This is a genomic window from Radicibacter daui, from assembly GCA_030657355.1.
Classification (GTDB): Bacteria; Pseudomonadota; Alphaproteobacteria; order Radicibacterales; family Radicibacteraceae; genus Radicibacter; species Radicibacter daui.
Genome location: CP131056.1, coordinates 2,681,314 through 2,702,192 on the forward strand (window position 1 = coordinate 2,681,314; position 20,879 = coordinate 2,702,192).

General features: G+C 65.3%; 18 protein-coding genes. 6 read left to right on the plus strand and 12 right to left on the minus strand.

What is annotated here, in order from left to right; genetic code table 11:
- The first annotated feature begins 8 nt into the window (after positions 1–8).
- The gene (gene cobT / locus QTL98_RS12715) at positions 9–1,058 is read left to right on the plus strand and encodes a nicotinate-nucleotide--dimethylbenzimidazole phosphoribosyltransferase (protein WP_445678838.1); all 1,050 of its coding nucleotides are present in this window, start codon (positions 9–11) and stop codon (positions 1,056–1,058) included.
- The gene (locus QTL98_RS12720) at positions 1,058–1,837 is read left to right on the plus strand and encodes an adenosylcobinamide-GDP ribazoletransferase (RefSeq protein WP_445678839.1); all 780 of its coding nucleotides are present in this window, start codon (positions 1,058–1,060) and stop codon (positions 1,835–1,837) included. Before cobT ends, QTL98_RS12720 begins: the two co-directional genes overlap by 1 nt.
- Here QTL98_RS12720 and QTL98_RS12725 read toward each other — a convergent pair.
- From QTL98_RS12725 to QTL98_RS12755, 7 genes are all read right to left on the minus strand, one after another.
- A complete protein-coding gene (locus QTL98_RS12725) occupies positions 1,817–2,545 on the minus strand; it encodes an HAD domain-containing protein (RefSeq protein WP_445678840.1) in 729 nt (242 codons plus the stop codon). The two genes, QTL98_RS12720 and QTL98_RS12725, sit on opposite strands and share 21 nt — an antisense overlap.
- 48 nt (positions 2,546–2,593) lie before the next feature.
- Positions 2,594–3,349 (minus strand): MBL fold metallo-hydrolase, encoded by a 756-nt coding sequence (locus QTL98_RS12730; protein ID WP_445678841.1) that lies wholly within the window; start codon positions 3,347–3,349, stop codon positions 2,594–2,596.
- Positions 3,350–3,351: 2 nt separating this feature from the next.
- The gene (locus tag QTL98_RS12735; protein WP_445678842.1) at positions 3,352–4,428 is read right to left on the minus strand and encodes an ABC transporter ATP-binding protein; all 1,077 of its coding nucleotides are present in this window, start codon (positions 4,426–4,428) and stop codon (positions 3,352–3,354) included.
- Positions 4,425–5,234 carry an ABC transporter permease gene (locus QTL98_RS12740; RefSeq protein ID WP_445678843.1) on the minus strand — a complete coding sequence of 270 codons (810 nt, stop codon included), beginning with the start codon at positions 5,232–5,234 and terminating at the stop codon, positions 4,425–4,427. The genes QTL98_RS12735 and QTL98_RS12740 overlap by 4 nt, the downstream gene beginning before the upstream one ends.
- Positions 5,234–6,121, minus strand: coding sequence for an ABC transporter permease (locus QTL98_RS12745; protein WP_445678844.1), 888 nt, complete (start codon positions 6,119–6,121; stop codon positions 5,234–5,236). Before QTL98_RS12745 ends, QTL98_RS12740 begins: the two co-directional genes overlap by 1 nt.
- Positions 6,122–6,142: 21 nt before the next feature.
- Complete coding sequence (locus QTL98_RS12750) at positions 6,143–7,201, minus strand: ABC transporter substrate-binding protein (RefSeq protein ID WP_445678845.1); 1,059 nt, start codon at positions 7,199–7,201, stop codon at positions 6,143–6,145.
- Positions 7,202–7,295: 94 nt separating this feature from the next.
- Complete coding sequence (locus tag QTL98_RS12755; protein WP_445678846.1) at positions 7,296–8,174, minus strand: dimethylarginine dimethylaminohydrolase family protein; 879 nt, start codon at positions 8,172–8,174, stop codon at positions 7,296–7,298.
- A 112-nt stretch (positions 8,175–8,286) separates the two neighbouring features.
- Here QTL98_RS12755 and QTL98_RS12760 point away from each other — a divergent pair, with 112 nt between their 5' ends.
- A complete protein-coding gene (locus QTL98_RS12760) occupies positions 8,287–9,243 on the plus strand; it encodes a LysR family transcriptional regulator (RefSeq protein ID WP_445678847.1) in 957 nt (318 codons plus the stop codon).
- Between the two features lie 12 nt (positions 9,244–9,255).
- Here QTL98_RS12760 and QTL98_RS12765 read toward each other — a convergent pair whose 3' ends face one another.
- Both QTL98_RS12765 and QTL98_RS12770 read right to left on the minus strand, forming a co-directional pair.
- Positions 9,256–10,548, minus strand: coding sequence for an amidohydrolase family protein (locus tag QTL98_RS12765; RefSeq protein ID WP_445678848.1), 1,293 nt, complete (start codon positions 10,546–10,548; stop codon positions 9,256–9,258).
- Positions 10,549–10,596: 48 nt separating this feature from the next.
- Complete coding sequence (locus QTL98_RS12770) at positions 10,597–11,853, minus strand: glycerate kinase type-2 family protein (protein ID WP_445678849.1); 1,257 nt, start codon at positions 11,851–11,853, stop codon at positions 10,597–10,599.
- A 200-nt stretch (positions 11,854–12,053) separates the two neighbouring features.
- On the opposite strand from QTL98_RS12770, the gene QTL98_RS12775 reads away from it, so the two are divergent.
- From QTL98_RS12775 to QTL98_RS12785, 3 genes are all read left to right on the plus strand, one after another.
- The gene (locus QTL98_RS12775; protein WP_445678850.1) at positions 12,054–13,013 is read left to right on the plus strand and encodes an ABC transporter substrate-binding protein; all 960 of its coding nucleotides are present in this window, start codon (positions 12,054–12,056) and stop codon (positions 13,011–13,013) included.
- 216 nt (positions 13,014–13,229) lie between these two features.
- On the plus strand, positions 13,230–14,123 hold the full coding sequence (locus tag QTL98_RS12780; RefSeq protein ID WP_445678851.1) for an ABC transporter permease: 894 nt from the start codon (positions 13,230–13,232) through the stop codon (positions 14,121–14,123).
- The gene (locus tag QTL98_RS12785; protein WP_445678852.1) at positions 14,120–14,914 is read left to right on the plus strand and encodes an ABC transporter ATP-binding protein; all 795 of its coding nucleotides are present in this window, start codon (positions 14,120–14,122) and stop codon (positions 14,912–14,914) included. The genes QTL98_RS12780 and QTL98_RS12785 overlap by 4 nt, the downstream gene beginning before the upstream one ends.
- A 9-nt stretch (positions 14,915–14,923) precedes the next feature.
- Here the strand turns inward: QTL98_RS12785 and QTL98_RS12790 are convergent, their stop codons facing one another.
- From QTL98_RS12790 to QTL98_RS12800, 3 genes are read right to left on the minus strand one after another with little or no spacing between them, the layout of a single operon-like run.
- Complete coding sequence (locus QTL98_RS12790) at positions 14,924–16,348, minus strand: efflux transporter outer membrane subunit (RefSeq protein WP_445678853.1); 1,425 nt, start codon at positions 16,346–16,348, stop codon at positions 14,924–14,926.
- The gene (locus QTL98_RS12795; RefSeq protein ID WP_445678854.1) at positions 16,345–19,464 is read right to left on the minus strand and encodes an efflux RND transporter permease subunit; all 3,120 of its coding nucleotides are present in this window, start codon (positions 19,462–19,464) and stop codon (positions 16,345–16,347) included. The genes QTL98_RS12790 and QTL98_RS12795 overlap by 4 nt, the downstream gene beginning before the upstream one ends.
- A 6-nt stretch (positions 19,465–19,470) precedes the next feature.
- Positions 19,471–20,619 (minus strand): efflux RND transporter periplasmic adaptor subunit, encoded by a 1,149-nt coding sequence (locus QTL98_RS12800; protein WP_445678855.1) that lies wholly within the window; start codon positions 20,617–20,619, stop codon positions 19,471–19,473.
- Positions 20,620–20,879 lie beyond the last annotated feature (260 nt).

Genomic DNA, 20,879 nt, shown 5'->3' on the forward strand with positions numbered 1-20,879 from the left:
TGACCACCATGAGTTTCTTCAAGGACCTGAACGCGCTGAACGACGCGCTTACCACCCTGCCCGCCCCGGACAGCCTTGCCGCCAATACTGTCAACGAGCATCAGGCCGAACTCACCAAACCCGCCGGCAGCCTTGGCCGGCTGGAAGCGCTGGTGGCCTGGCTTGCCGCCTGGCAAGGCCGCCCGGTGCCGCATCTGGACAAGGTCGATGTGCTGGTTTTTGCCGGCAATCATGGCGTGACCCGGCGTGGCGTTTCCGCTTTCCCCCCGGAAGTCACGGTGCAGATGGTTGCCAACTTCCAGCATGGCGGCGCGGCCATCAACCAGCTCTGCAAGGCTGCCGGCGCCACGCTCAAGGTCACCAGCCTGTCGCTGGAGACGCCCACCGGCGACATTACGGTTGAAGATGCGATGAGCGAGGAAGAGTTCCTTGCCGCCGTCAATGCCGGTGCCGACGCTGTTTCGACGGAAGCCGGCCTCATCTGCCTTGGCGAGATGGGCATCGGCAACACCACCGTCGCCGCCGCGCTTGCGGCCGGGCTCTTTGGCGGCAGCGGGGATGAATGGGTTGGCCGCGGCACCGGCGTCGATAATGCCGGCCTTGCCCGCAAGGCAAAGGCCGTCGATGCCGCCATCGCCTGCCACAAGGCGGCAATGAACCATCCGCTGGAAATCGCCCGCCGACTCGGTGGACGCGAGATGGCGGCAATCATGGGCGCCGCGCTTGCCGCGCGCCTGAAGCGCGTGCCCGTGCTGCTCGATGGTTTTGTCTGCACTGCCGCTGCCGCACCGCTGGCCCTTGCCGCGCCGGGCGGGCTGGATCATGCGATCATCGCCCACCTTTCCGAAGAATCCGGCCATGGCCGCCTTGCCCGTGCGCTGGGGCAGAAGCCGCTGCTCGATCTCGGCATGCGCCTTGGCGAGGCATCGGGTGCCGCCACCGCCATTCCGCTGCTGCGGGCTGCCCTTGCCTGCCACACCGGCATGGCAACCTTCGCCAGCGCTGCGGTTTCCGGCAAGGAAGCGGCCGAGGCTCAGGCTGAGGAAAGCCGCGCTTGATGACTGGCTGGCTCAAGGCACGGGCAGATGAGCTGCAGCTCGCCCTGACGCTGCTGACGCGCCTGCCCGCGCACCGGCTGCGCAGCCTGCCGGAGGCGGTGGCGATTGATGCCACCGTCTGGTCCTGGCCGCTCGCCGGCCTTGTCGCCAGCCTGCCCGCCGCACTGGTGCTGTGGCTTGCCAGCGCCCTTGGCCTGCCGCCGCTGGCAGCAGCGCTGCTCGCTCTTGGCACAGGTCTGCTCGTCACTGGTGCGCTGCATGAGGACGGGCTTGCCGATACCGCCGACGGGTTTGGCGGCGGGCGCACGAAGGAGCGCAAGCTGGAGATCATGCGTGACAGCCGGGTCGGCAGTTACGGGGTGCTGGCAAGCATCCTGTCGCTCGGCCTGCGGGCCGTCAGCCTCGGCGCCATTGTGCTGGAAGCCGGTGCCGGCACCGCAGCGCTCTGCCTGATTGCGGCAGCCATGACCTCCCGCGCCGCCATGGGCCTGCCGCTCCTGCTGCTGGGCCCGGCACGACCGGACGGGCTCGCGGCAAGTCTCGGCAACGTTAAGCTGGAGCCGGCTGTTGCCGGTTTTCTCATCGCCGCGCTGCTGGCGCTCTTGCTGCTGACGCCGCCGGCTGCATCGGCCCTGGTACTCATGATGGTACTGGCGCCCTTGCCGCTGGCGGCGTTGGCTCACAAACAGATCGGCGGCCACACCGGCGACGTTCTGGGGGCAACGCAGCAGGTGGCGGAGATAACCGGCCTGCTGGCCTTATCGGCTATCCTTGCCTAGCGCCGCCAGCGCATCGAGTGCCGCCTGCCGCGCCGTTTGCAAAGCACCGGCGCTGAGGAAACCCAGCAGTTCACTGTCGCGGGAAAGATCGAGCAGGCGCCCCCGGCTAAGGCCGGGCGGCACCCGCTCCAGCATCCAGCGGGCCGCAAGCTGCCAGTTGCCGAGCCGCGCCCACAGCATGTCGCGCAGCGCCGGACCGACCGGCTCCACGCCCGCCGCCGTATCCTCCAGCCCCAGGGCAAGACAGGCAGCGGCATAATCGGTAAGGCCGAGCCCTTCCATGAAATCGGTGCGGATGGCGGTGACGTTTGCCGGCAGGCCGGGTTCGTCATGATCGTCAATGAGGATAAATGGACCGGCTTCATCCGGATTACGCGCCAGCCAGCGGGCCACGCATCCGGCCTTGTTCTGCCCCTCGGCACAGGTTGAGTGGTCCGGATGCAGCAGCGCCGGCTCGATCCCCTGCGCCACCAGATGGTCCACCGCGGCAGCCCCCAGCTGGCTGAACCAGCTGGTGTGGAGCACGATGCGCCCCCCGGTCCGCTCGACAAGGCGCGTGGCAAGCGCAACGGCAACCGCATCGAAACGCAGCGCCATCGCCTCCTGAGGCGCAAAAGAGCTCAGCTGACCCAGGCGTGCCTGATTTTCCGGCAGCAACCAGGCCCGGCCGTTCATCAGCACGCCGTCAAAATCGAGAAAGAGGATCATCGCCCCTTCTCTTCGGCTGAAACGTCCGTGCTGGCAAGGGCGGGAGGCTCAGCGCGCGCCGGCCGCGTCCAGAAACTCATCGATGATCTGGCGATACCGCACCGGGCCGAAACTCGGAAAATGGCCACCATGGATGATGGAGGGTTGAAGCTCCCTCAGCCGCTTCAGGCTCGCGGCATAGTCCGCCATGTCGGAGTGATAACAATCCGTCACCAGCGGGCCGTCATAGATCACATCCGCCGCAATCAGGATGCCGGTCTTTTCCTCGAACAGCGATACATGGCCGGGGCTGTGACCGGGCGTGTGCAGCACGGTGAGCCGCCGGTCGCCGAGATCGATCACATCGCCCTCTTCCACCAGACCTGTCGCCGGGGCTGGCGGGATACGATAGGCCGGGGCCGACCAGCCTTCCGGTGGGGCGATGAACATCTCGGCATCCGTCCCCTCCTCCGCATAATGCGAAAAGAGCGTGGCCTCGTTGCCGGGCGCCTCAAGGATCGGTGCTTCAATGGGATGGGCCAGCCGCTCGTTAAATTCGTGGGCCGATCCGATATGGTCGAAATGGGTATGGCTCAGCAGTAGCGTCACCGGCCCGTTGCCAAGCACGGGCACGTTCTGCCGCAGGCTGAACGCCCCAAGGCCGGCATCGATCAGCAGCGAACGTTCGCTGCCCCGTACCAGCCACATGTTGCAGCGAAAGAACGGCGTCATCCACGGCTCATGGATGAGGGTGATGCCATCCGCAAAAGGAATGGTCTCGTACCAGTCCCGTGCCGGGACCGCCTTCTTCTGCCCCTTTGCCACCCTCAATCCTCCAGCAGGATAAGCCGCGCCGGATCAGCCCTCAGCGCCACGCGCTCGCCGGCTGCCGGCACCCTCGACGGGTCAATGCGAGCCTTGAGGCCAAGGCCGGCGGCCGTCCGCCCGGCAAGCCGCACGAAGCTGCCCTGGAAGATACAATCCTCCACGCTCACTTCGCCCAGCGGCACACCGCCACCCGCGCCATCCGCCCCAACATCCGCCAGAGTGACATTTTCCGGCCGCACCGCCACCGTCACCTTCGCGCCCGCCGCCGCTTTTCCCGGCAGCTCCAGCAGGCCGAGCGGGCTTTCCACCTGCACCCGGGCGCCGGTGCTGGCCGTCACCCGCCCCTCGATCAGCGTGCTCTCGCCCATGAAGGTGGCGGAAAAGCGCGTGCGCGGGGCAGCATAGACCCGCTCGGGGGCGCCGATGTCTTCAATGCGGCCCCTGTTCATGATGACGATGACATCGGCAATCGCCATCGCCTCTTCCTGGTCATGCGTCACATGCACAAAGGTGCGTTCCTCCACCCGCTGGATGCGGCGCAGTTCCTCCTGCATCTGACGGCGCAGATTGAGGTCAAGCGCGCCCAGCGGCTCGTCAAGCAGCAGCACTTCGGGCTCAACCACCATGGCGCGGGCAAGCGCAATGCGCTGGCGCTGCCCGCCGGAGGTGGCGGCTATTGCCCGGTCGCCAAAGCCAGAGAGGCCGACAAGGTCGAGCGCAGCCAGCACCTTGCTGCGGATTTCAGCGCGGGCCAGCCGCCGCACGCTGAGCCCGAAGCCGACATTGCCGGCGACCGTCAGATGCGGGAAGAGCGCATAATCCTGAAACACCGTGGCCGTCGGGCGCCGTGCCGGCGGCAGGTGGGTGACATCCTGCCCGTTGATGCGCACCGTGCCCGCGCTCGGAAAGGCAAATCCGCCGAGCATCGAAAGCACCGTCGTCTTGCCGGAACCGGACGGGCCGAGCAGGACGACGTAACTGCCGCGCGGCACGGAAAAACTCACGCCATCAACGGCAACCGTCTCGCCATAGACCTTGCTGACAGAATCGAGGGATAGATCACCGGTCGCGCTCATCGGCGCCTCCTGCCCAGCAAGAAAAGTTCGACCAGCACGGCAGCGATGATCGAGACAAGGAAAACGAGCGTGCCGGCGGCATTGGTCTGCGGGTCGAGCCCGGTGCGCAGCATGCCCCAGATGACAACCGGCAGCGTGGGGTCGAAGCCGGAGAGCAGGAAGGCGACGATGAATTCGTCCCACGAGAAGGTAAAGCTCAGCACAAAGGCCGCCAGAATGGCGATGCGCAGCAAAGGCAGCGTTATCCGGAAGAAGACCTGCACTTCCCCCGCACCCAGATCCCGCGCCGCCTGCTCCAGCCGGGCCTGCTCCCGGTCGATCTGGGCATAGATGATGACGAAGGCGAGCGGCAGGTTGAGCACCACATGGCCAATGCCCACCAGCCAGAGCGACTTGCCGAAACCGAGGGTGGAGAACAGCAGCAGCAGCCCGAGGCCGATCACCAGATAGGAGACGGCAAGCGGCATATAGAGCAGCACCTCGATCACCCGCCGCCCCGGCATGCGGTGGCGCGCAAGGCCCCAGGCCGCCAGCACCGCTAGCGCCGTGGAGACGAAGGAAGAGCCGAACCCCACCATCAGGGAGTTAAGCGTCGCCCCGCTCACCCGGTCACTCGCCAGCACCTTGAGATACCAGTCGAAGGTCGGCCCTTCGAAAGGCGGCACCGGCACCCGGCCGGAATGGAAAGAAAACAGGACGAGCGTCGCGACTGGCAGATAGATGAAAACCAGCATGCCGGCGGTGAGCGCCAGCGCGCCGGTACGGTCGGCAAAACCCAGCAGGCGGCTGCGCAGAAAGGCAGACATCAGGCGCGCCCCCGGGTGAGCCAGCGGGCAGCCGCCAGATAGGCCGCCACCACCAGCAGCATGAGGATCATGGAGAGCGCGGATGCCATCGGGATATCGGCGCGGCGGATCACCTGCATGAGGATGAGCTGCGGCAGCACCAGTTGGTTGTTCCCGCCCAGAATCTGCGGCGTCACATAGTCTCCGACCGCCACCACGAAGGTCAGGAAGGCACCCGAAGCGATGCCCGGCATGGTGAGCGGCAGCGTCACCCGCCAGAAAATGGCGAACGCCCCGGCACCAAGATCGGCAGCGGCAAGGTGCAGCTTCGGATCAAGCCGAGAAAGGCTGGAATAGATGGTGAGCGTGCACAGCATGGTGAAGAAATGCACGAAACCCAGCACCGTGGCGCCCTGATTAAAGGAGAGTTTGAGTGGCTCTGAGATGAAGCCCAGCGAAAGCAGCGTCTGGTTGATCACCCCGTTGGGCGCCAGAACCAGCAGCCAGGCGTAGGAGCGCACCACATAGGAGGTCCAGAACGGCAGTACCGCCAGCATCAGCACCAGCCGCTGAAAGCGCGGGGCGATGCGGGTGGCGATAACCCATGCCAGCGGATAGGCCAGCAACACCGAGAAAACGGTGACGAGAAGCGTGACCTCCAGCGAATTCCAAAGGCCCTTCACGAAGGCCGACTGCTCGAAAAACCGCCGGTAATTATCGAGCCCCGGCACCGTCACCAGCTCCCGCCCCTGCTGGCGAAAGAAACTCCACAGCGCAATCGCCAGCGTGGGCAGGAGGAAGAAGGCAAAGGTCCAGAGCGCGGCAGGCGCGGCAAGCGCAAGGCCACGCACCGCCTGCCGGCGGGCTGCCTTGCGCTCCGGCGTCACTCCAGTGACGGTATCGGTCATGCGATCCGTTCCCGTCCCAGGTCAGTTCTGCAGCACTTCGGCCCAGAGATCCTGCATCTTCTGGTCAAAGGCTTCGGTCGGCGACGGGTACGGGTAGGATTTGGCAAGGAAGGTCGGCTGCTCGTCCCAGCGCAGGGCCTTTTTCTGCTCCGGCGTCAGCGTGGCCTTGCTGCTCGCCGGCATGCCCCAGTAGCAGGAAGAGGTCGCAAGGGCGGCCTGCCCGGCGGGCGAAAGCACATACTGGACGAACTTCGTCGCATCCGCCTTTTTCTTGCTGTCGGCAAAAACGCCGATTGCCTGCTGCCAGCGAATGCCGCCGACATCGGGCAGCACCCAGTCGAGATTGGGTTTGTCGGCAGCAATGCCGGCCACGGCATATTCACCGCCGCCCGCCAGAATGCCGACCTGCCCGGTGGCGAGCGCCGTTTGCGAGGTCACGATATCGCCAACCAGCGCCGAGTTCTCGCGCATGGCCAGCAGCTTTTCCTTGATGGCAGGCAGGTCCGCCTCGGTCAGATCCTGCGGCTTCTTGCCGAGCGCAACCGCCACCTGCCCGATGATGGGCAGGTAATAATCATAGATCGCGACCTGGCCCTTGAAGGCCGGGTTCCAGAGCGTGGTGATATCCCGCGCCTGAGCCTCGGTGACCTTGGACTTGTCAAAGGCAATGGCGTTGTAACCGAACTTCTCCGGCACCGCGTACATCTTGCCGTCGACAGTGTGGTAGTCCGGCAGGCGCACGGCCTCCGGCACATCGGAGAGCGGGAAATCATCGGGATTGAGCGGTGCCAGCAGGCCGCGGGCAACCACGCGCTTTACGTCGGTGGTATCGACGACAAACACATCCCAGTCACCGGGCTGCGACTGGTCGACGAGCGAAAGCGCCGTGCCGGTGCCCTCGTAATCCTTAACATTGACGGTAATGCCGGTGGCATCGGTAAAGGGCTTCAGGAAGGCTTCGTCGGTGTGATCACACCACACCAGAGCGCTGATTTCTTCCGCTGCCGCCGGGCTTGCGGCCAGCAGCAGGGCCGGAACGAGGCCGGTGGTGACGGCCAGCAGGGCACAGTATCCGTTCATCTCTCGCTCTCCTGTTCAGGTTTTGTGGCGGCCCCGTCGATGCGGGAGCCGTCCTTGTTGTTCTTAAAAAACCCCGTCTCTGCCGGGCGGGCCCTTACACCCCCTGACGCTTCAGCGGCATGGTCATGCAGTGAACGCTGCCACCGCCGGAGGAAAAGACGTCGAGCGCCGGGGTAATGACCTCCAGGCCTTCGGCGCGCAGCATGTCGTTGACGCGCACGGAATGTTTCGGGGAGATCACCCGGCCATTGCCCAGCGCCAGCACGTTGCAGGCCATATCGCGCATTGCCTCGGCATAGGTGACGGGCAGGATGCGGATGCCGTTTGCGGCAAGCCAGGCCAGAAACTCCTCTCCCACCGCATCCGGGCAAACCAGCGCAAGGCCATCGGCCACCATGGAGAAGATGACGTCCAGATGGAGGAAATGCTCGTCGAAGAAGACGGGCAGCACCTTCCAGCCTTCCTCTTCGAACAAGCTCAGGAACTGGCGCGCCCCGGCTTCGTCGGTGCGGATACCGCTGACGCCGACGGCAACAAGGCCCGGACGGATGATGTGGATATCGCCGCCTTCCAGCGTGCCGGTGGTGGACCAGCCCCAGGGCAGGCCGCCGGTGCCGGCATAGAATTTGGTGACGGAGGCATATTCCCCGCGCCGCTCCTTGCGATAGAGCTGGGTGATCAGCGGCCCCCAGGGCGTCACCTGGCTGCTGTCGCGGGTATAGACCTGATAGGGCAGATGCGGCTCGGGCGTCAGGTAATGCAGGCGCACCCCGGCGCCTTCCAGCGCATCCTCAAGCTCGCGGTACTGGCCAACCACTTTCTGGCGATCCGCCCGGCCGCCGGCGCCCATCGTCTTCAGGACAATGGCGTTACTCGGAATGTAATCATAGTAGTCCGGCCGGCAGAGCAGCACATCCGTGAGCACCCCGGTTTCGCAGTCCACCTGCCAGCGCGTGTTGACGCCCGCTTCCATACCCGGCCTTCCCTGTTCAAAGCCTTTTGATTGAATTGACGATATCCGCTTGCCGGGAGGCGAAAAATTATGGAGCGTGAAGGCTTGGTTTTGCCTTTCTCAAAGTATTGCCATGCTCACGCTCGATACTGTTGACCTGCGCCTGCTGCGCGTCTTCATCGCCGTGGTGGATGCCGGCGGCCTTGCCGCGGCGGAGCCGGAGCTTGGTATTGCGCTCTCCACCATCTCCAACCACATCACGGCGCTGGAAACCCGCCTTGGCCTGACGCTTTGCCGGCGCGGGCGCGGCGGCTTCAAGCTGAGCCCTGATGGCGAGGCGGTGCATGCCGAAGCAAGGCGGCTGCTGGCAGCCGCAGACGGGTTCGGCAGCCGGGTGAGCGCGCTCAAGAAGCGGCTCAGCGGTACACTCGTCATCGGGCAGGTCGACAACACCATCACCGACCCTGCCGCCCCGCTGGACAGAGTCTTCGCCCGGTTGGCAGAGGCCGCGCCCGGCCTTGCGCTCCATATCGTGACGCGCTCCCCCAACGAGCTGCTGCGCGATGTCGCCGACGGGCAGGTGGCGGTTGCCATCGGCTCCTTCCCGCGCCTGACACTGGGGCTCGACTATGTCGATCTCTATTCAGAGCGACACAGTTTCTATCTCGGCCATCACCATGCGCTCTGGCCGCGGGCGGAAGAAGAAATCGCCATTGAGGAAATCCGCCGCCATCGCCTCGTCTCCCGCACCTATTGGGGGGCGCGGGATCTGAAGCCCTTCTCCCTCACCTCCGCCGCGGCGGTGGTGGGCGATATGGAGGCGGCGGCCCGGCTGATCCTCTCCGGCGCCTTCATGGGTTATCTGCCAACCCATTATGCCGGGCGCTGGGCCTCCCGTGGCGAGCTCAAGGCACTGAGACCGGCGGAGCTTTCCTATGACGCGCTGTTCCAGATCGCCCACACGCATGAGGGCCGCACCAGCGCACCGGTCAAGCTGTTCCGCCAGATCGTGATCGAGTGTTTCCGCGCCCGCACCGCCGCGCTGCCGCCGGCAACACCCGCCGGCCGGCTGGAACCCGTCATCAGCTGATCGCCGGAAAAGTCAGCCGGCAGCGTGCGGCGCGTAGGAGGCCGGATCGACCTTGGCCGGCCGGCCTTCCAGCGTCAGGGTGCTGGTGGCAGGCTCGGAGCGCGCAATCACCTTGCCGCGCCGCACGACAGCAAGCCGGCGGGCACGCAGGCGCACCGCCTCGATGGCGTCGGCTGCCTGGAACAGCACGAGATCGGCATTGCGACCCGGCGCGATGCCATAGCCATCCAGCCCCATGATCTCGGCAGGGTTGGTCGTAACGGCCTCAAAACAGAAGCGCATCGCCTCGCGGCTCGTCATCTGCCCCACATGCAGCCCCATATGGGCGACATCCAGCATGTCGGCGGTGCCCAGCGAATACCACGGGTCCATCACACAATCCTGCCCGAAGGCGGCGATGATGCCGTGTTTGCGCATCTCCGGAATACGCGTCTGCCCGCGCCGCTTGGGATAGGTATCGTGCCGGCCCTGCAGCACGATGTTGATGAGCGGGTTGGCAATCGCCGCCACACCGGCCTCCGCCATCAGCGGCAAGAGCTTGGAGACGTAATAATTATCCATGGAATGCATGGAGGTAAGGTGCGAGCCCGCCACGCGCCCCCCTAGCCCCAGACGCTGGGTTTCATAAACCAGCGTCTCGATATGGCGGGAGAGCGGATCGTCGCTCTCGTCGCAATGCAGATCGACCATCAGCCCGCGTTTTTCGGCGATTTCGCAGAGGCGCCGCACGCTCTCCGCCCCATCTGCCATGGTGCGCTCAAAATGCGGGATGCCGCCCACGATATCGACGCCCATATCGAGCGCCCGCTCCAGATTGGCCGCCGCCGTGGGCGAGCGCAGGTAACCATCCTGCGGGAAGGCGACAAGCTGCAGGTCGATATAGGGCGCGATACGACGCTTTACTTCCAGCAGGGCTTCCACCGCCAGCAGCCGGTCATCGCACACATCCACATGGGTGCGGATGGCAAGCAACCCTTGCGAGACGGCAAGGTCGCAGTAGCGCATGGCGCGCTCGATCACCGCCTCCTGCGTCAGCAGCGGTTTGAGCTCCCCCCAGAGCGCAATGCCTTCCAGCAGGGTGCCGCTTTCATTGAGGCGCGGCAGGCCAAGCGAGAGCGTGGCATCCATGTGGAAGTGGCAATCGACCAGGGGCGGCGCCACAAGCCGGCCGGCAGCGTCGATCACCTCCCCCGCCGTCACATTGATGCCCGGCTCCACCGCCTTGATGGTGCCGCCCACGCAGGCGATATCCATACCGGTGCGGCCGTCAGGCAGCGTCGCGTTGGTAATCAGCAGTTCAACCATGGGAAACGACGCCTCCGGACAAAACAGGACGAAGAAATAATCCGCCTTCTAGCGGATGAGGATGGCACGGAAATCATTGACGTTGGTAAGTGTCGGCCCGGTGGTCACCAGCCGATGATGAGCGGAAAAGAACCCCCAGGCATCATTATCCGCCAGATGCGCGGCGGCCGCTTTCCAGTCCCTGAAGCCGGCGATGAAGCCAGCATCGACAACAGCACCCGCATTGTTCTCGATGCCATCGATACCATCGGTGTCGCAGGCAATCGCGGAAATGCCGCTGGAACCTTCAAGGCGCAGCAGCAGGGCAAGCAGGAACTCGGCATTGCGCCCGCCGCGCCCATCGCCCTTTACCGTCACCGTCGTCTCCCCGCCGGAGATCAGCACGCAAGGCGGCCGGGCGGGATCGCCATAACGGGCGGCGGAAAGCGCCATGCCGGCCATGACGGCCGCAACATCGCGCGCCTCGCCTTCGATGGCATCGCCCAGGATCAGCGGCGTAACCCCGAACTCCGATGCCTTGCGGGCTGCCGCTTCAAGCGAAGAGCGCGGCGTTGCCAGCATGTGCACCGGGCCGGGCGCCTGCCCCACCGGCGCCGGATTGGCCCGCAGGACGGCGAGTGTCTCGCCGCTCACCTCGATACCGTAGCGGGCAAGGATGGCAATAGCACCTTCCGGATCGGCATCAGCCGCTGTTGCCGCCGGGATGGTGGGGCCGGAACCGATGACGGCCGGGTCATCCCCCGGCACATCCGAGATGAGGTACGTCACCTGCCGCGCCTTGCCGGCGGCAGCGGCCAGACGGCCGCCCTTGATGGCGGACATTGCACGGCGCACCCGATTCATCTCACCGATGGCGGCGCCGGATTTCAGCAGCGCCCGGCTGATGCGGCGCTTCTCGTCAGCAGAAATACCCTCGGCCGGCAGGTTGAGGAGCGCGGAAGCGCCGCCGGAGATGAGGAAGATGACGAGGTCATTCGGCCCGGCCTCTTCGGCGAGTTTCAGGATACGGCGAGCTGCGGCTTCGCCGGCAGCGTCGGGCACCGGGTGAGCCGCCTCCACCACCTCGATGAACTGCGTCGGCGCACCATGATCATAGCGGGTGACGACAAGACCGGTGCAGCCGTGCAGCCAGCTCGCCTCGAACGCCGCCGCCATGGAGGCCGCAGCCTTGCCGGCGCCCAGCACCAGCGTGCGCCCATCGGGACCGGGCGGCTCCGGCAGCAGTCCGTCGAACTTGCCGGCAGGCCTGGCCTCGCCAAGCGCAGCCTCGAACAGCGCCTCCAGTATCTGCCGGTCCCCGCTCATCGCCGCTTCCCCCTCCCGCAAAAGCCGGCAAGATCGGGCCGGCCTTTTACTAACGCCCTGCAAAGCAAGGATTGTTTTTGGCCTCGCCAGCAAACGTCAACTGACGGCGCCCTGCAAGCCCGCTTTTTGCCTCGACCGCAACCAAGGGGCGATGTAGGACGGAACAACAGGAAATCCTTATCCAAGAGTGGATGGACATAATGAACAAAATCCTCCTGGGGATGCTCACGTCGGCTGCGCTGCTGGCCGCCACCTCCGCCCATGCCGACCCGAAGATGGTGGCGATTACCGCCATCGTTCAGCACCCGGCGCTCGACGCCGTGCGCGACGGGGTGAAGAAGGGCCTGACCGACGCCGGTTTCGTCGAAGGCAAGGATGTGGCCTACACCTACGAGAGCGCGCAGGGCAATCCGGCCACCGCCGCGCAGATCGCCCGCAAATTCGTGGGTGACAATGTGGCCGTGATCGTCGCCATCTCCACCCCTTCCGCCCAGACGGCGGCGGCGGCCACCAAGGATATCCCGATCGTCTTCTCCGCCGTGACTGATCCGGTCGGCGCCAAGCTGGCCGCCACCGCGGAAAAGCCGGGCGGCAACATCACCGGCACCTCCGACATGCTGCCGGTGGGCGACCAGGTGGCCCTCATCAAGGAAATCACCCCGAAGGTCACGAAGCTCGGCGTGCTGTTCAATCCGGGTGAGGCCAACTCCGTCTCCTCCGTCGCGGCGTTGAAGGAAGCGGCCGGCAAGGCGGGCATCACCGTCGTCGAAGGCCCGGCCAACAAGTCGGCTGACGTGCAGAGCGCTGCCCGCGCCCTGATCGGCAAGGTGGATGCGCTCTATGTGCCCACCGACAACACCATCGTCTCCGCGCTCGAAGCGGCTGTGGGGGTTGCCAATTCCGCCAAGGTGCCGCTTTACGCTGCTGACACCGACAGCGTGGCACGTGGTGCCCTCGCTGCCGTGGGCTTCAACTATTTCGACGTCGGTGTGCAGACCTCCGAGCTGGTGGCCAAAGTGCTGAAGGGCGAGAAGGCCGGCGACATTCCGGTCAAGTTCGCCAGCGGCACCGACCTGCAGATCAACAAGGCCACCGCAGCGAAGATCGGCGTCACCTTCCCCGACGCCGTGCTGAAGCGGGCGAGCAAGGTGATTGAGTAAGAACAGGCCAAGGGTCATGCCTTAACGGAGAGTGCCCCCCTCTGCCGCGTTGCGGCATCTCCCCCGTAAACGGGGGAGAAAAATCCTTCCCCATTCACGGGGAAGGTGGCCGTAGGCCGGATGGGGGTGGGCACTTTCCACCAGTACAAGCCCACCATTAAAAAAGCACGTCCCCGGCCCGGCCACCGCCGGGCCGGTTCATTATCAGGAGCAGTGATGTCCGCCTTCGCCTTTTTCGGCGCCGTGGAGCTGGGGCTCGTTTATGCGCTGGTTGCGCTCGGGGTCTATATCTCCTTCCGCGTGCTGGATTTTCCGGACCTGACGGTTGACGGCACCTTCCCGCTCGGCGCGGCGGTAACGGCGGTGCTGATCGCAGGCGGCTGGAATCCGTGGCTGGCGGCCATTGTCTCCATGATTGCCGGCGCGGCGGCAGGGCTGGTAACGGCCTATGTCAGCGTGCGCTTCAAGGTGCTGCACCTGCTGGCCTCCATCCTCACGATGATCGCCCTGTTTTCCGTCAATCTGCGGGTCATGGGCCGGCCCAATGTCGCCCTGCTCAATGAAGAGACGATGCTGACGCCGTTCCTGACCTGGGGCGATGCTGCGGGCATGCCAGACTATATCGTGCGGCCGCTTTTCCTCTTCGTACTGGTCACGCTCTTTGCGCTGGGGCTTGCGCGCTTTCTCGTCAGCGACCTCGGCCTTGCGATGCGGGCCACCGGCGCCAATGCCCGCATGGCGCAGGCACAGGGAATTCCGGTGGGCGCGCACATTCTCTCCGGCATCGCGCTTTCCAATGCACTGGTCGCCCTTTCCGGCTCGCTCTTCGCCCAGACCAATGGCTTTGCCGATGTCACCGCGGGCGTCGGTACCATCGTGGTGGGGCTTGCCGCCGTCATCGTCGGCGAAACGCTGCTGCCCAGGCGCGGCCTCCTGCTGGCGATGATTGCCTGCATGGTCGGCTCCATCCTCTACCGGCTTGCCGTACAGTTTGCGCTCAATCTTGATTTTATCGGCCTGCAGGCAGCGGACCTTAACCTTGCCACCGCCGTTCTGGTGCTCTTCACCCTCATCCTGCCCCGCCTGCGCCAGAAGGGCCGCGCCGCATGATCACCGTCGATAGTCTCTTCGTTACCTTCAACCGCGGCACCCCCATCGAGCGCAAGGCGCTGTCGGGGGTTTCGCTGACGCTGGAGAAGGGCGAGTTCTGCTGCGTCATCGGCTCGAACGGCGCCGGCAAGTCCACCCTGCTCGGCGCCATTGCCGGCGACGTGATGGCCGAGAGCGGCAGGATCACCCTTGACGGGCGCGACGTCACCCGCCTGCCGGCGGAAAAACGCGCCGGCCTCGTCGCCCGCGTGTTCCAGGACCCGCTGGCCGGCAGCTGCGGCGCGCTCACCATTGGCGAGAACCTTGCCCTCGCCGCCGCCCGCGGCAACCGGCGCGGCCTCGGCAAGGCGCTCGGCAAGAGCCGCATGGAAACCCTGCTGGCGCGGGTGGAAGAACTCGGTATCGGCCTCGAAAAGCGCCTCGGCCAACCGATGGGCACGCTCTCGGGCGGGCAGCGGCAGACACTGTCGCTGGTGATGGCGACCCTCTCCCCCTCCTCCATTGTGCTGCTGGACGAACACACCGCCGCGCTCGACCCGGCCAATGCCGAGTTCGTGCTGCACCTGACGGCCTCGCTCGCCAGGCGCTTCAACCTCACCGTGCTGATGGTGACCCACTCGATGCGCCAGGCGCTCGATTACGGCACCCGCACGCTGATGCTGCATGAAGGCGGCATCATCTTCGACGTGCAGGGCCCCGAACGCGCCACGCTGGATGTCGAGGACTTGTTGGAGAAGTTCCGTATCGCGCGCGGGCAGAGCCTGGCGGATGACAGGTTGCTGGCGGGCTGAAGAGGTTAATCAGCTGTTCGTCACCGCAGCAGCTTCCCCCGGCCCTCCCCCCAGCGCCTTGTAAAGCGCCACCAGTTGGTCCGACACGTCCGTATCCGCCTGCGCCAATTGCTGCTGGGCTGTCGTCAACGTGCGCTGCGCGTCCAGCACGTCGAGGAAGGTGGCAAGGCCCTGACGGTAGAGGGCCTGGGATTGGTCGACGGCTTTCTGGTCGGCGGCGACGGCCGCAGTAAGAGACTGTTTACGACGCTGGGCTGACTGGTAGCGGGTGAGCGCGGCTTCCACTTCCTGCAGAGCGTCCAGCAGCGCGGAGCGATAACTGGCAAGGGCCTGGGTGGCGCGGGCCCTGGCGGCATCGACTTCGGCCTTACGCAGGCCGCCGTCGTAAAGCGGAGCGCTGATGGCGGCGCCGATGCTGGCGGTCAGCGTGCGCACGATATCGTCGGTCAAAAGGCCGCTTACCGCGTACCCTAGCGAGCCGGGAATACTGAAGCCGGGATAGATCGAGGCTTCGGCAATGCCGATGCGGGCCGTGGCGGCAGCGAGATTATGTTCGGCCGCCCGGAGATCCGGGCGGCGGCGCAGCAGGTCGGCTGGCAGGCCGACTGCGGGGGCGTCTTCCATCACCGGGATGATGCCGGTGAACTTGATCTCGACCGGCAGGCTGCCCGGCGGCACGCCGACCAGCACGGCAAGGGCATTGCGCGCATCCTCGATATCCGCCTCGATGGGCGGCAGCTGGGCTTCCAGCGTGGAGACGGCCGCCTGGGCACGCACGAGGTCAAGCTGGGAGACAAGGCCAGCCTGGGCGCGGCGGGAGACCAGATCGAGCGTCGAGCGCTGTAAGTCGAGGGACCGTTCGGAAAGATTGAGCCGGCGCTGCGCCCCACGCAGATCGACATAATTGCGGATGATCTCGGCGATCAGCGTCACCTGCGCAAAGCGGTGATCTTCCACCGCCTGCTGCTCTTCAGCTTCCGCCGCTTCCACGGCGCGGCGCTGGCCACCGAAAATATCGAGCTCCCAACGGGCATCGAAACCAGGCTGGAAACTGCCGGTGAACTCGGATTTTCCATCATCCTTGCCGCCGCTGACCTTGCTCTGCCGGCCGGTGAAATCGGCGCCGACATCCACGCTCGGGCCAAGGCCGGCAACCGCCTGTCGACGCCCGGCCCGCGCCTCGACGATGCGGGCGGCGGCAAGATCGAGCCCCGGATTGCCCTTGAGGCCAAGATCGACAAGCTGGTTCAGCAGCGGGTCGCCGAAGGCAAGCCACCAGCCGTCCAGCTCCCTGTCGGCAGAGGCCGCGGCTGGCACCGTGCCGGCATAGGAAGCCGGCACGGCAAGCTGCGGCGCCTTGTAATCCTCCCCCGCTGTAACGCACGCCCCCAGAAGCGGCAGACACCCCGCCGCAAGCCACCAGCCAGCCTTCACGAAACCTTCTCCCCTTCCTCGGCCACGTGAATGGTGGCGGCGGCGGCCAGTTCGCCTTCCAGATGGCGGTCAATGTCGCCCTTGGCTTTGCTGAAGCGGGCGATGAGCAGATAGAAGACCGGCGTCAGGAACAGCGTGAAGATGGTCGCAAAGCCAAGCCCGCCCACCACCAGCCAGCCGATAGCCTCCCGCGCCTCGGCGCCCGGACCGTGGCTGATGACGAGCGGCACACCGCCCACGACGGTGGCGATCATCGTCATCAGCACCGGGCGCAGGCGCACGATGGCGGCGTTGCGCACCGCCTCGCGCACGCTCATGCCGCCATCGCGCAGCTGGTTGGCGAACTCGACAATGAGAATCCCGTTCTTGGCCATCAGCCCCACCAGCATCACAAGGCCAATCTGGCTGTAGATGTTGAGTGTGGTGCCGGTGAAAAGCAGCGCCAGAATTGCCGCCGCCACACCGAAGGGCACGGTGGAGATGACGACAAAGGCACTGGCAAAACTCTCGAACTGCGCCGCCAGCACCAGAATAACGACCACGAGTGCCACCGCGAAGGTGGTGGCGACACCGGACGAAGTCTGGTTAAGCGTCGCCGCCTCGCCGATGAAGGTAAGGCGCACGCCCGCCGGCAGGATTTTGGCCGCTGCGGCGCTCGCCGCGTCCATCGCCTTGCGCAGCGGGAAGTCGGGTGCAAGGCTCATGGTGACGGTAACAGCGCGCCGGGTCGATTCACGCGCCAGCGACGGTGCCGTCGAGGTTTCCTTGAGGGTAATGACGCTGGAGAGCGGCAGCACCCGACCGCCTGCCGCATCCACAAACACATTCAGAAGGTCGCTCGGATCGTTGATCACGCCGCCTTGCGGCTCGACCATGATCGGAAGCGCCTTGTCGCCCACATAAAGGTCGCCAAGGTCATTGCTGTTAACCATGCTCTTGAGCGCGGTGGCGATGCTCTTGATGTCGATGCCAAGATCGGCGGCCCGCTCCCGGTTGATCTCCACCGAAAGCTGCGGCTGCGACGGGTCATAGGAAATACTGGCGCTGTCGAAGCCCGGATTGGCTGACCGTGCTTCCACCGCCATGCGGTTTGCCAGATCGGCCAACTGCTCGTAGTTGCTGCCAACGAGCGCAAATTGCAGGCCGCGCCCGCCCCCCCGGATGCCGAGGCTGTTGGGTGACAGCAGCGCCACCTGCGCCCCCGGAATGGCACCCAGCTTCGGGCGCAGCTGGCGCACGATTTCCTGCTGGCTGATCGAACGCTCCTGCCATGGAGCAAGCGTGACGATCACAAAAGCCCGGTTGGTATCGCCGCGGCCAACCAGCGTATAGACATGCTGCGCCACGCCCTGCTTCAGGAGCGGCTCGACCAGGGCTTCCACCTTGCGGGCCTGGGCATCGGTGAAATCAATGCCGGAGCCCTGCGGCGCGGTAAGCGAGATCAGCATCGACCCGCGGTCTTCGCTCGGCAGCAGTTCTTCCTGCACGTTGCTGTAGGCAAGGGCTGCCGCAACGATTACCAGCCCGGCAAGCGCCAGCGCCACAAAGGGCGCGCCAAGCGCACGGTCGAGCAGGAAGGTATAAAGCCGGCCCCAGAAACGCCCGAAGGCCGCCAGCCAGCGCGGCAGGGGTTTATGCCCGTCCTTGCCACCAAGGCGAGAGGCCAGCATAGGACAGAGCGTCAGCGCCACCACCGCCGAGATGGTGACGGAGATGGCGAGCGCATAACCGAATTCGGTAAAAAGCCGCCCGGCCGTACCCTGCATGAAGGAAATTGGCACAAAGACGGAGGCCAGCGTTGCCGTCGTTGCCAGCACGGCGAAGAAGACCTGCCGCGTGCCGAGCACGGCTGCCGCGCTGCGGCCAATGCCGGCGGCGCGGAAACGCTCGATATTCTCCAGCACCACGATGGCATCGTCGACAACAAGGCCTGTTGCCAGCACCAGCGCCAGCAACGTCAGGTTATTGATGGAAAAGCCAACCAGCCAGATGACCGCCACGGTGCCGATGAGGGCAACCGGCATGGTGATGGTGGGAATGAAGGTCAGCCTGAGCGAGGCCATGAAGGCATAGATGACGGCGGTAACGATGAGCACGGAAAGGCCGATGGCCCGCGTCACCTCGTCAATCGAGCCCTGGATGAACAGCGCGTCATCCGCCGTCTTGTAGATCGAGATGTCCTTGTGGCTGGCATTCAGCTGCGCAATCACCCGGTCGACATTCTGCGAGATATCGATGGTGTTGGATTGCGCCTGACGCAGGATGCCGAGACCGACGACGGGATTACCGTCGAGCCGCACATAACTGGTCGGATCTTCCGGCCCGATGACGACGGAAGCGACATCCCCCACCCTGGTTGTCGGGCTCAGCGGCAGCGCCTCGATAGCCGCCGCGGTGGTGGCACTGGCATTGGCACGCACCACAAGCGTCTGGCTACTGGTGTCGAAATTGCCGGCGGGGGTGTCGAAGGCCGCATCCGTCAGCACATCGCCCAGATGGCCCAGCGAGATGCCGCGGCTTGCAAGAGCGATGGTATCGAGGAAGACGCGCACCTGGTCTTCCCGCTCGCCATTGATCTGCACATCGGCAACGCCTGGCACGGCGGCAAAGGTGTCGGAAATCTCGTCTTCCACCAGCGTCGTCAGCGCAGCGGCATCCAGTGTCGGCGAGGTAACGGCGAGACGGATGATCGGCTGATCATCATTGTTGGCCTTGACCACGGTGGGCGGATCGACATCGTCCGGCAGGCGCCCCTGCACGGAGGCCACGGCATCGCGCATGTCGCTGGCCGCCACATCCAGCTTTACCGATGGCTGGAATTCCACGGTGATGCGGCTCTGGCCAAAGCTGCTGGTGGAGCTGATGGAGGATACGCCTGCCACGCGCGAGACGGCGCCTTCGATAACGCTGGTTACCTGCGCATCGATCGTCTCCGGAGCGGCGCCGGTAAAGCTGGCGCGCACGGTGATGATCGGCCGGTCGACATTCGGCAGTTCGCGCACTTCTACCGCCGTCATGGCCGCGAGGCCGGCGACGACGATCAGCAGGTTGATGACCGTTGCCAGTACCGGGCGGCGAACGCTGAGCGCCGCGATATCAAAATTGGGGGAGCGCATCGCCCGTCAGCTCCCGGTGCCCGTATTGGCCGCCTGTTCGCTGACCTTGAGGCCCGGGCGAACCTTCTGGATGCCCTCGATGATGATATGGTCACCCGCCTTGAGATCGCCGGAGACCAGAACGCGGCCCTCGCTGCGCTCGATCATGGTCACGGGCACCCGCTCGGCCTTGCCGTCAGCCACGCGCCACACGCCGGCACCGTCCCTGCCCCACTGCACAGCCGCCTCTGCCACCGAGGGGAAGGCCCTGAGCGGAAAACTGAGGGTCACGGCAAAAGACATGCCCGGGCGCAGCAGGTCCTCATCATTGGGCAGCAGTGCGCGCACGCGGATGGTGCGGCTCATCGGATCGATACGGCTGTCGATCGCGGCAACGGCGCCAGCAAAACTGCGGCCAAGGAAGGCCGGGGTGGTCGCCTCGATCTCTTGGCCATCCTGCAGCTGGGCCGCGAAAGCCTCCGGAACTTCGAACTCGACCAGCAGGGACGAACGGTCATCGATGCTGCCAAGCCGGCTGGTCGGCGTCACCCGGTCGCCGACATCGACCATCGACAGGCCCATCATGCCGTTGAAGGGCGCCTTGACGCTGCGATGGTCCAGCGCCACCCGCGCCTGGTCGAGCGCATTGCGGGCCTGATCCAGCGTCACCCGCGCCTTGTCCACTTCCGTGGCGGACACGGCGCCCGTCGGGGCAAGGCTGTCATAACGGGCAAGCGTATTGGTGGCATCCGTTACCTGCAGCTGAGCAAGCTTCAGCTCCAGCTGTTCCTGGTCATCGTCCAGCTTCACCAGCACATCGCCGGCCATCACCTTCTGGCCGGGATGAAAGGCGATGGTCGCCACCTCACCGGAGACGCTGGGAAACAGATCAACCGCCTGCACGGCATCGCCGGTGCCAACGGCACGCACGGTGTTGCGGGCATGCTCTGTTCGGGCGGGCTCGGTCAGCACCACGGTCTCCCGGGAGCCGCCGCCCCCGCCAATGCCGCCGTTACGGTACTGGCCACCAGTTGCGCCACCCGCTTGCTGCCCTGCCGTGCCCTTCCCGGTACCGCCCAGCTTGTCCGCAAAGAGAAACCAGCCCCCTGCGCCGGCCGCGACGATGAGCGCAACCAGCAGGAGTTGCAGCAGGAAGGAGCCCTTGGCGGATTTCATCAGGGAACGTTTTCCTTAAGCATGCAGATCATCGACAGGAACCTCCGGCTGGTCCGGAGAAAAGCCATCCGGCGATTTATGCACCCGTTGAGTTTCCAATTTACTATCAGATCACCGCAACGTGCTGGTGCGCCAATAAAAAATAGGCTCAAGGCACTCCCGGCGCCCCATCACCGACGGACGGGACCGCGGGGCCCCGTTAAAGAACGGGGGTGCTCCACCCTTCAGCCTCGTGACCAAGGGATGTCAGGGCCGGACGA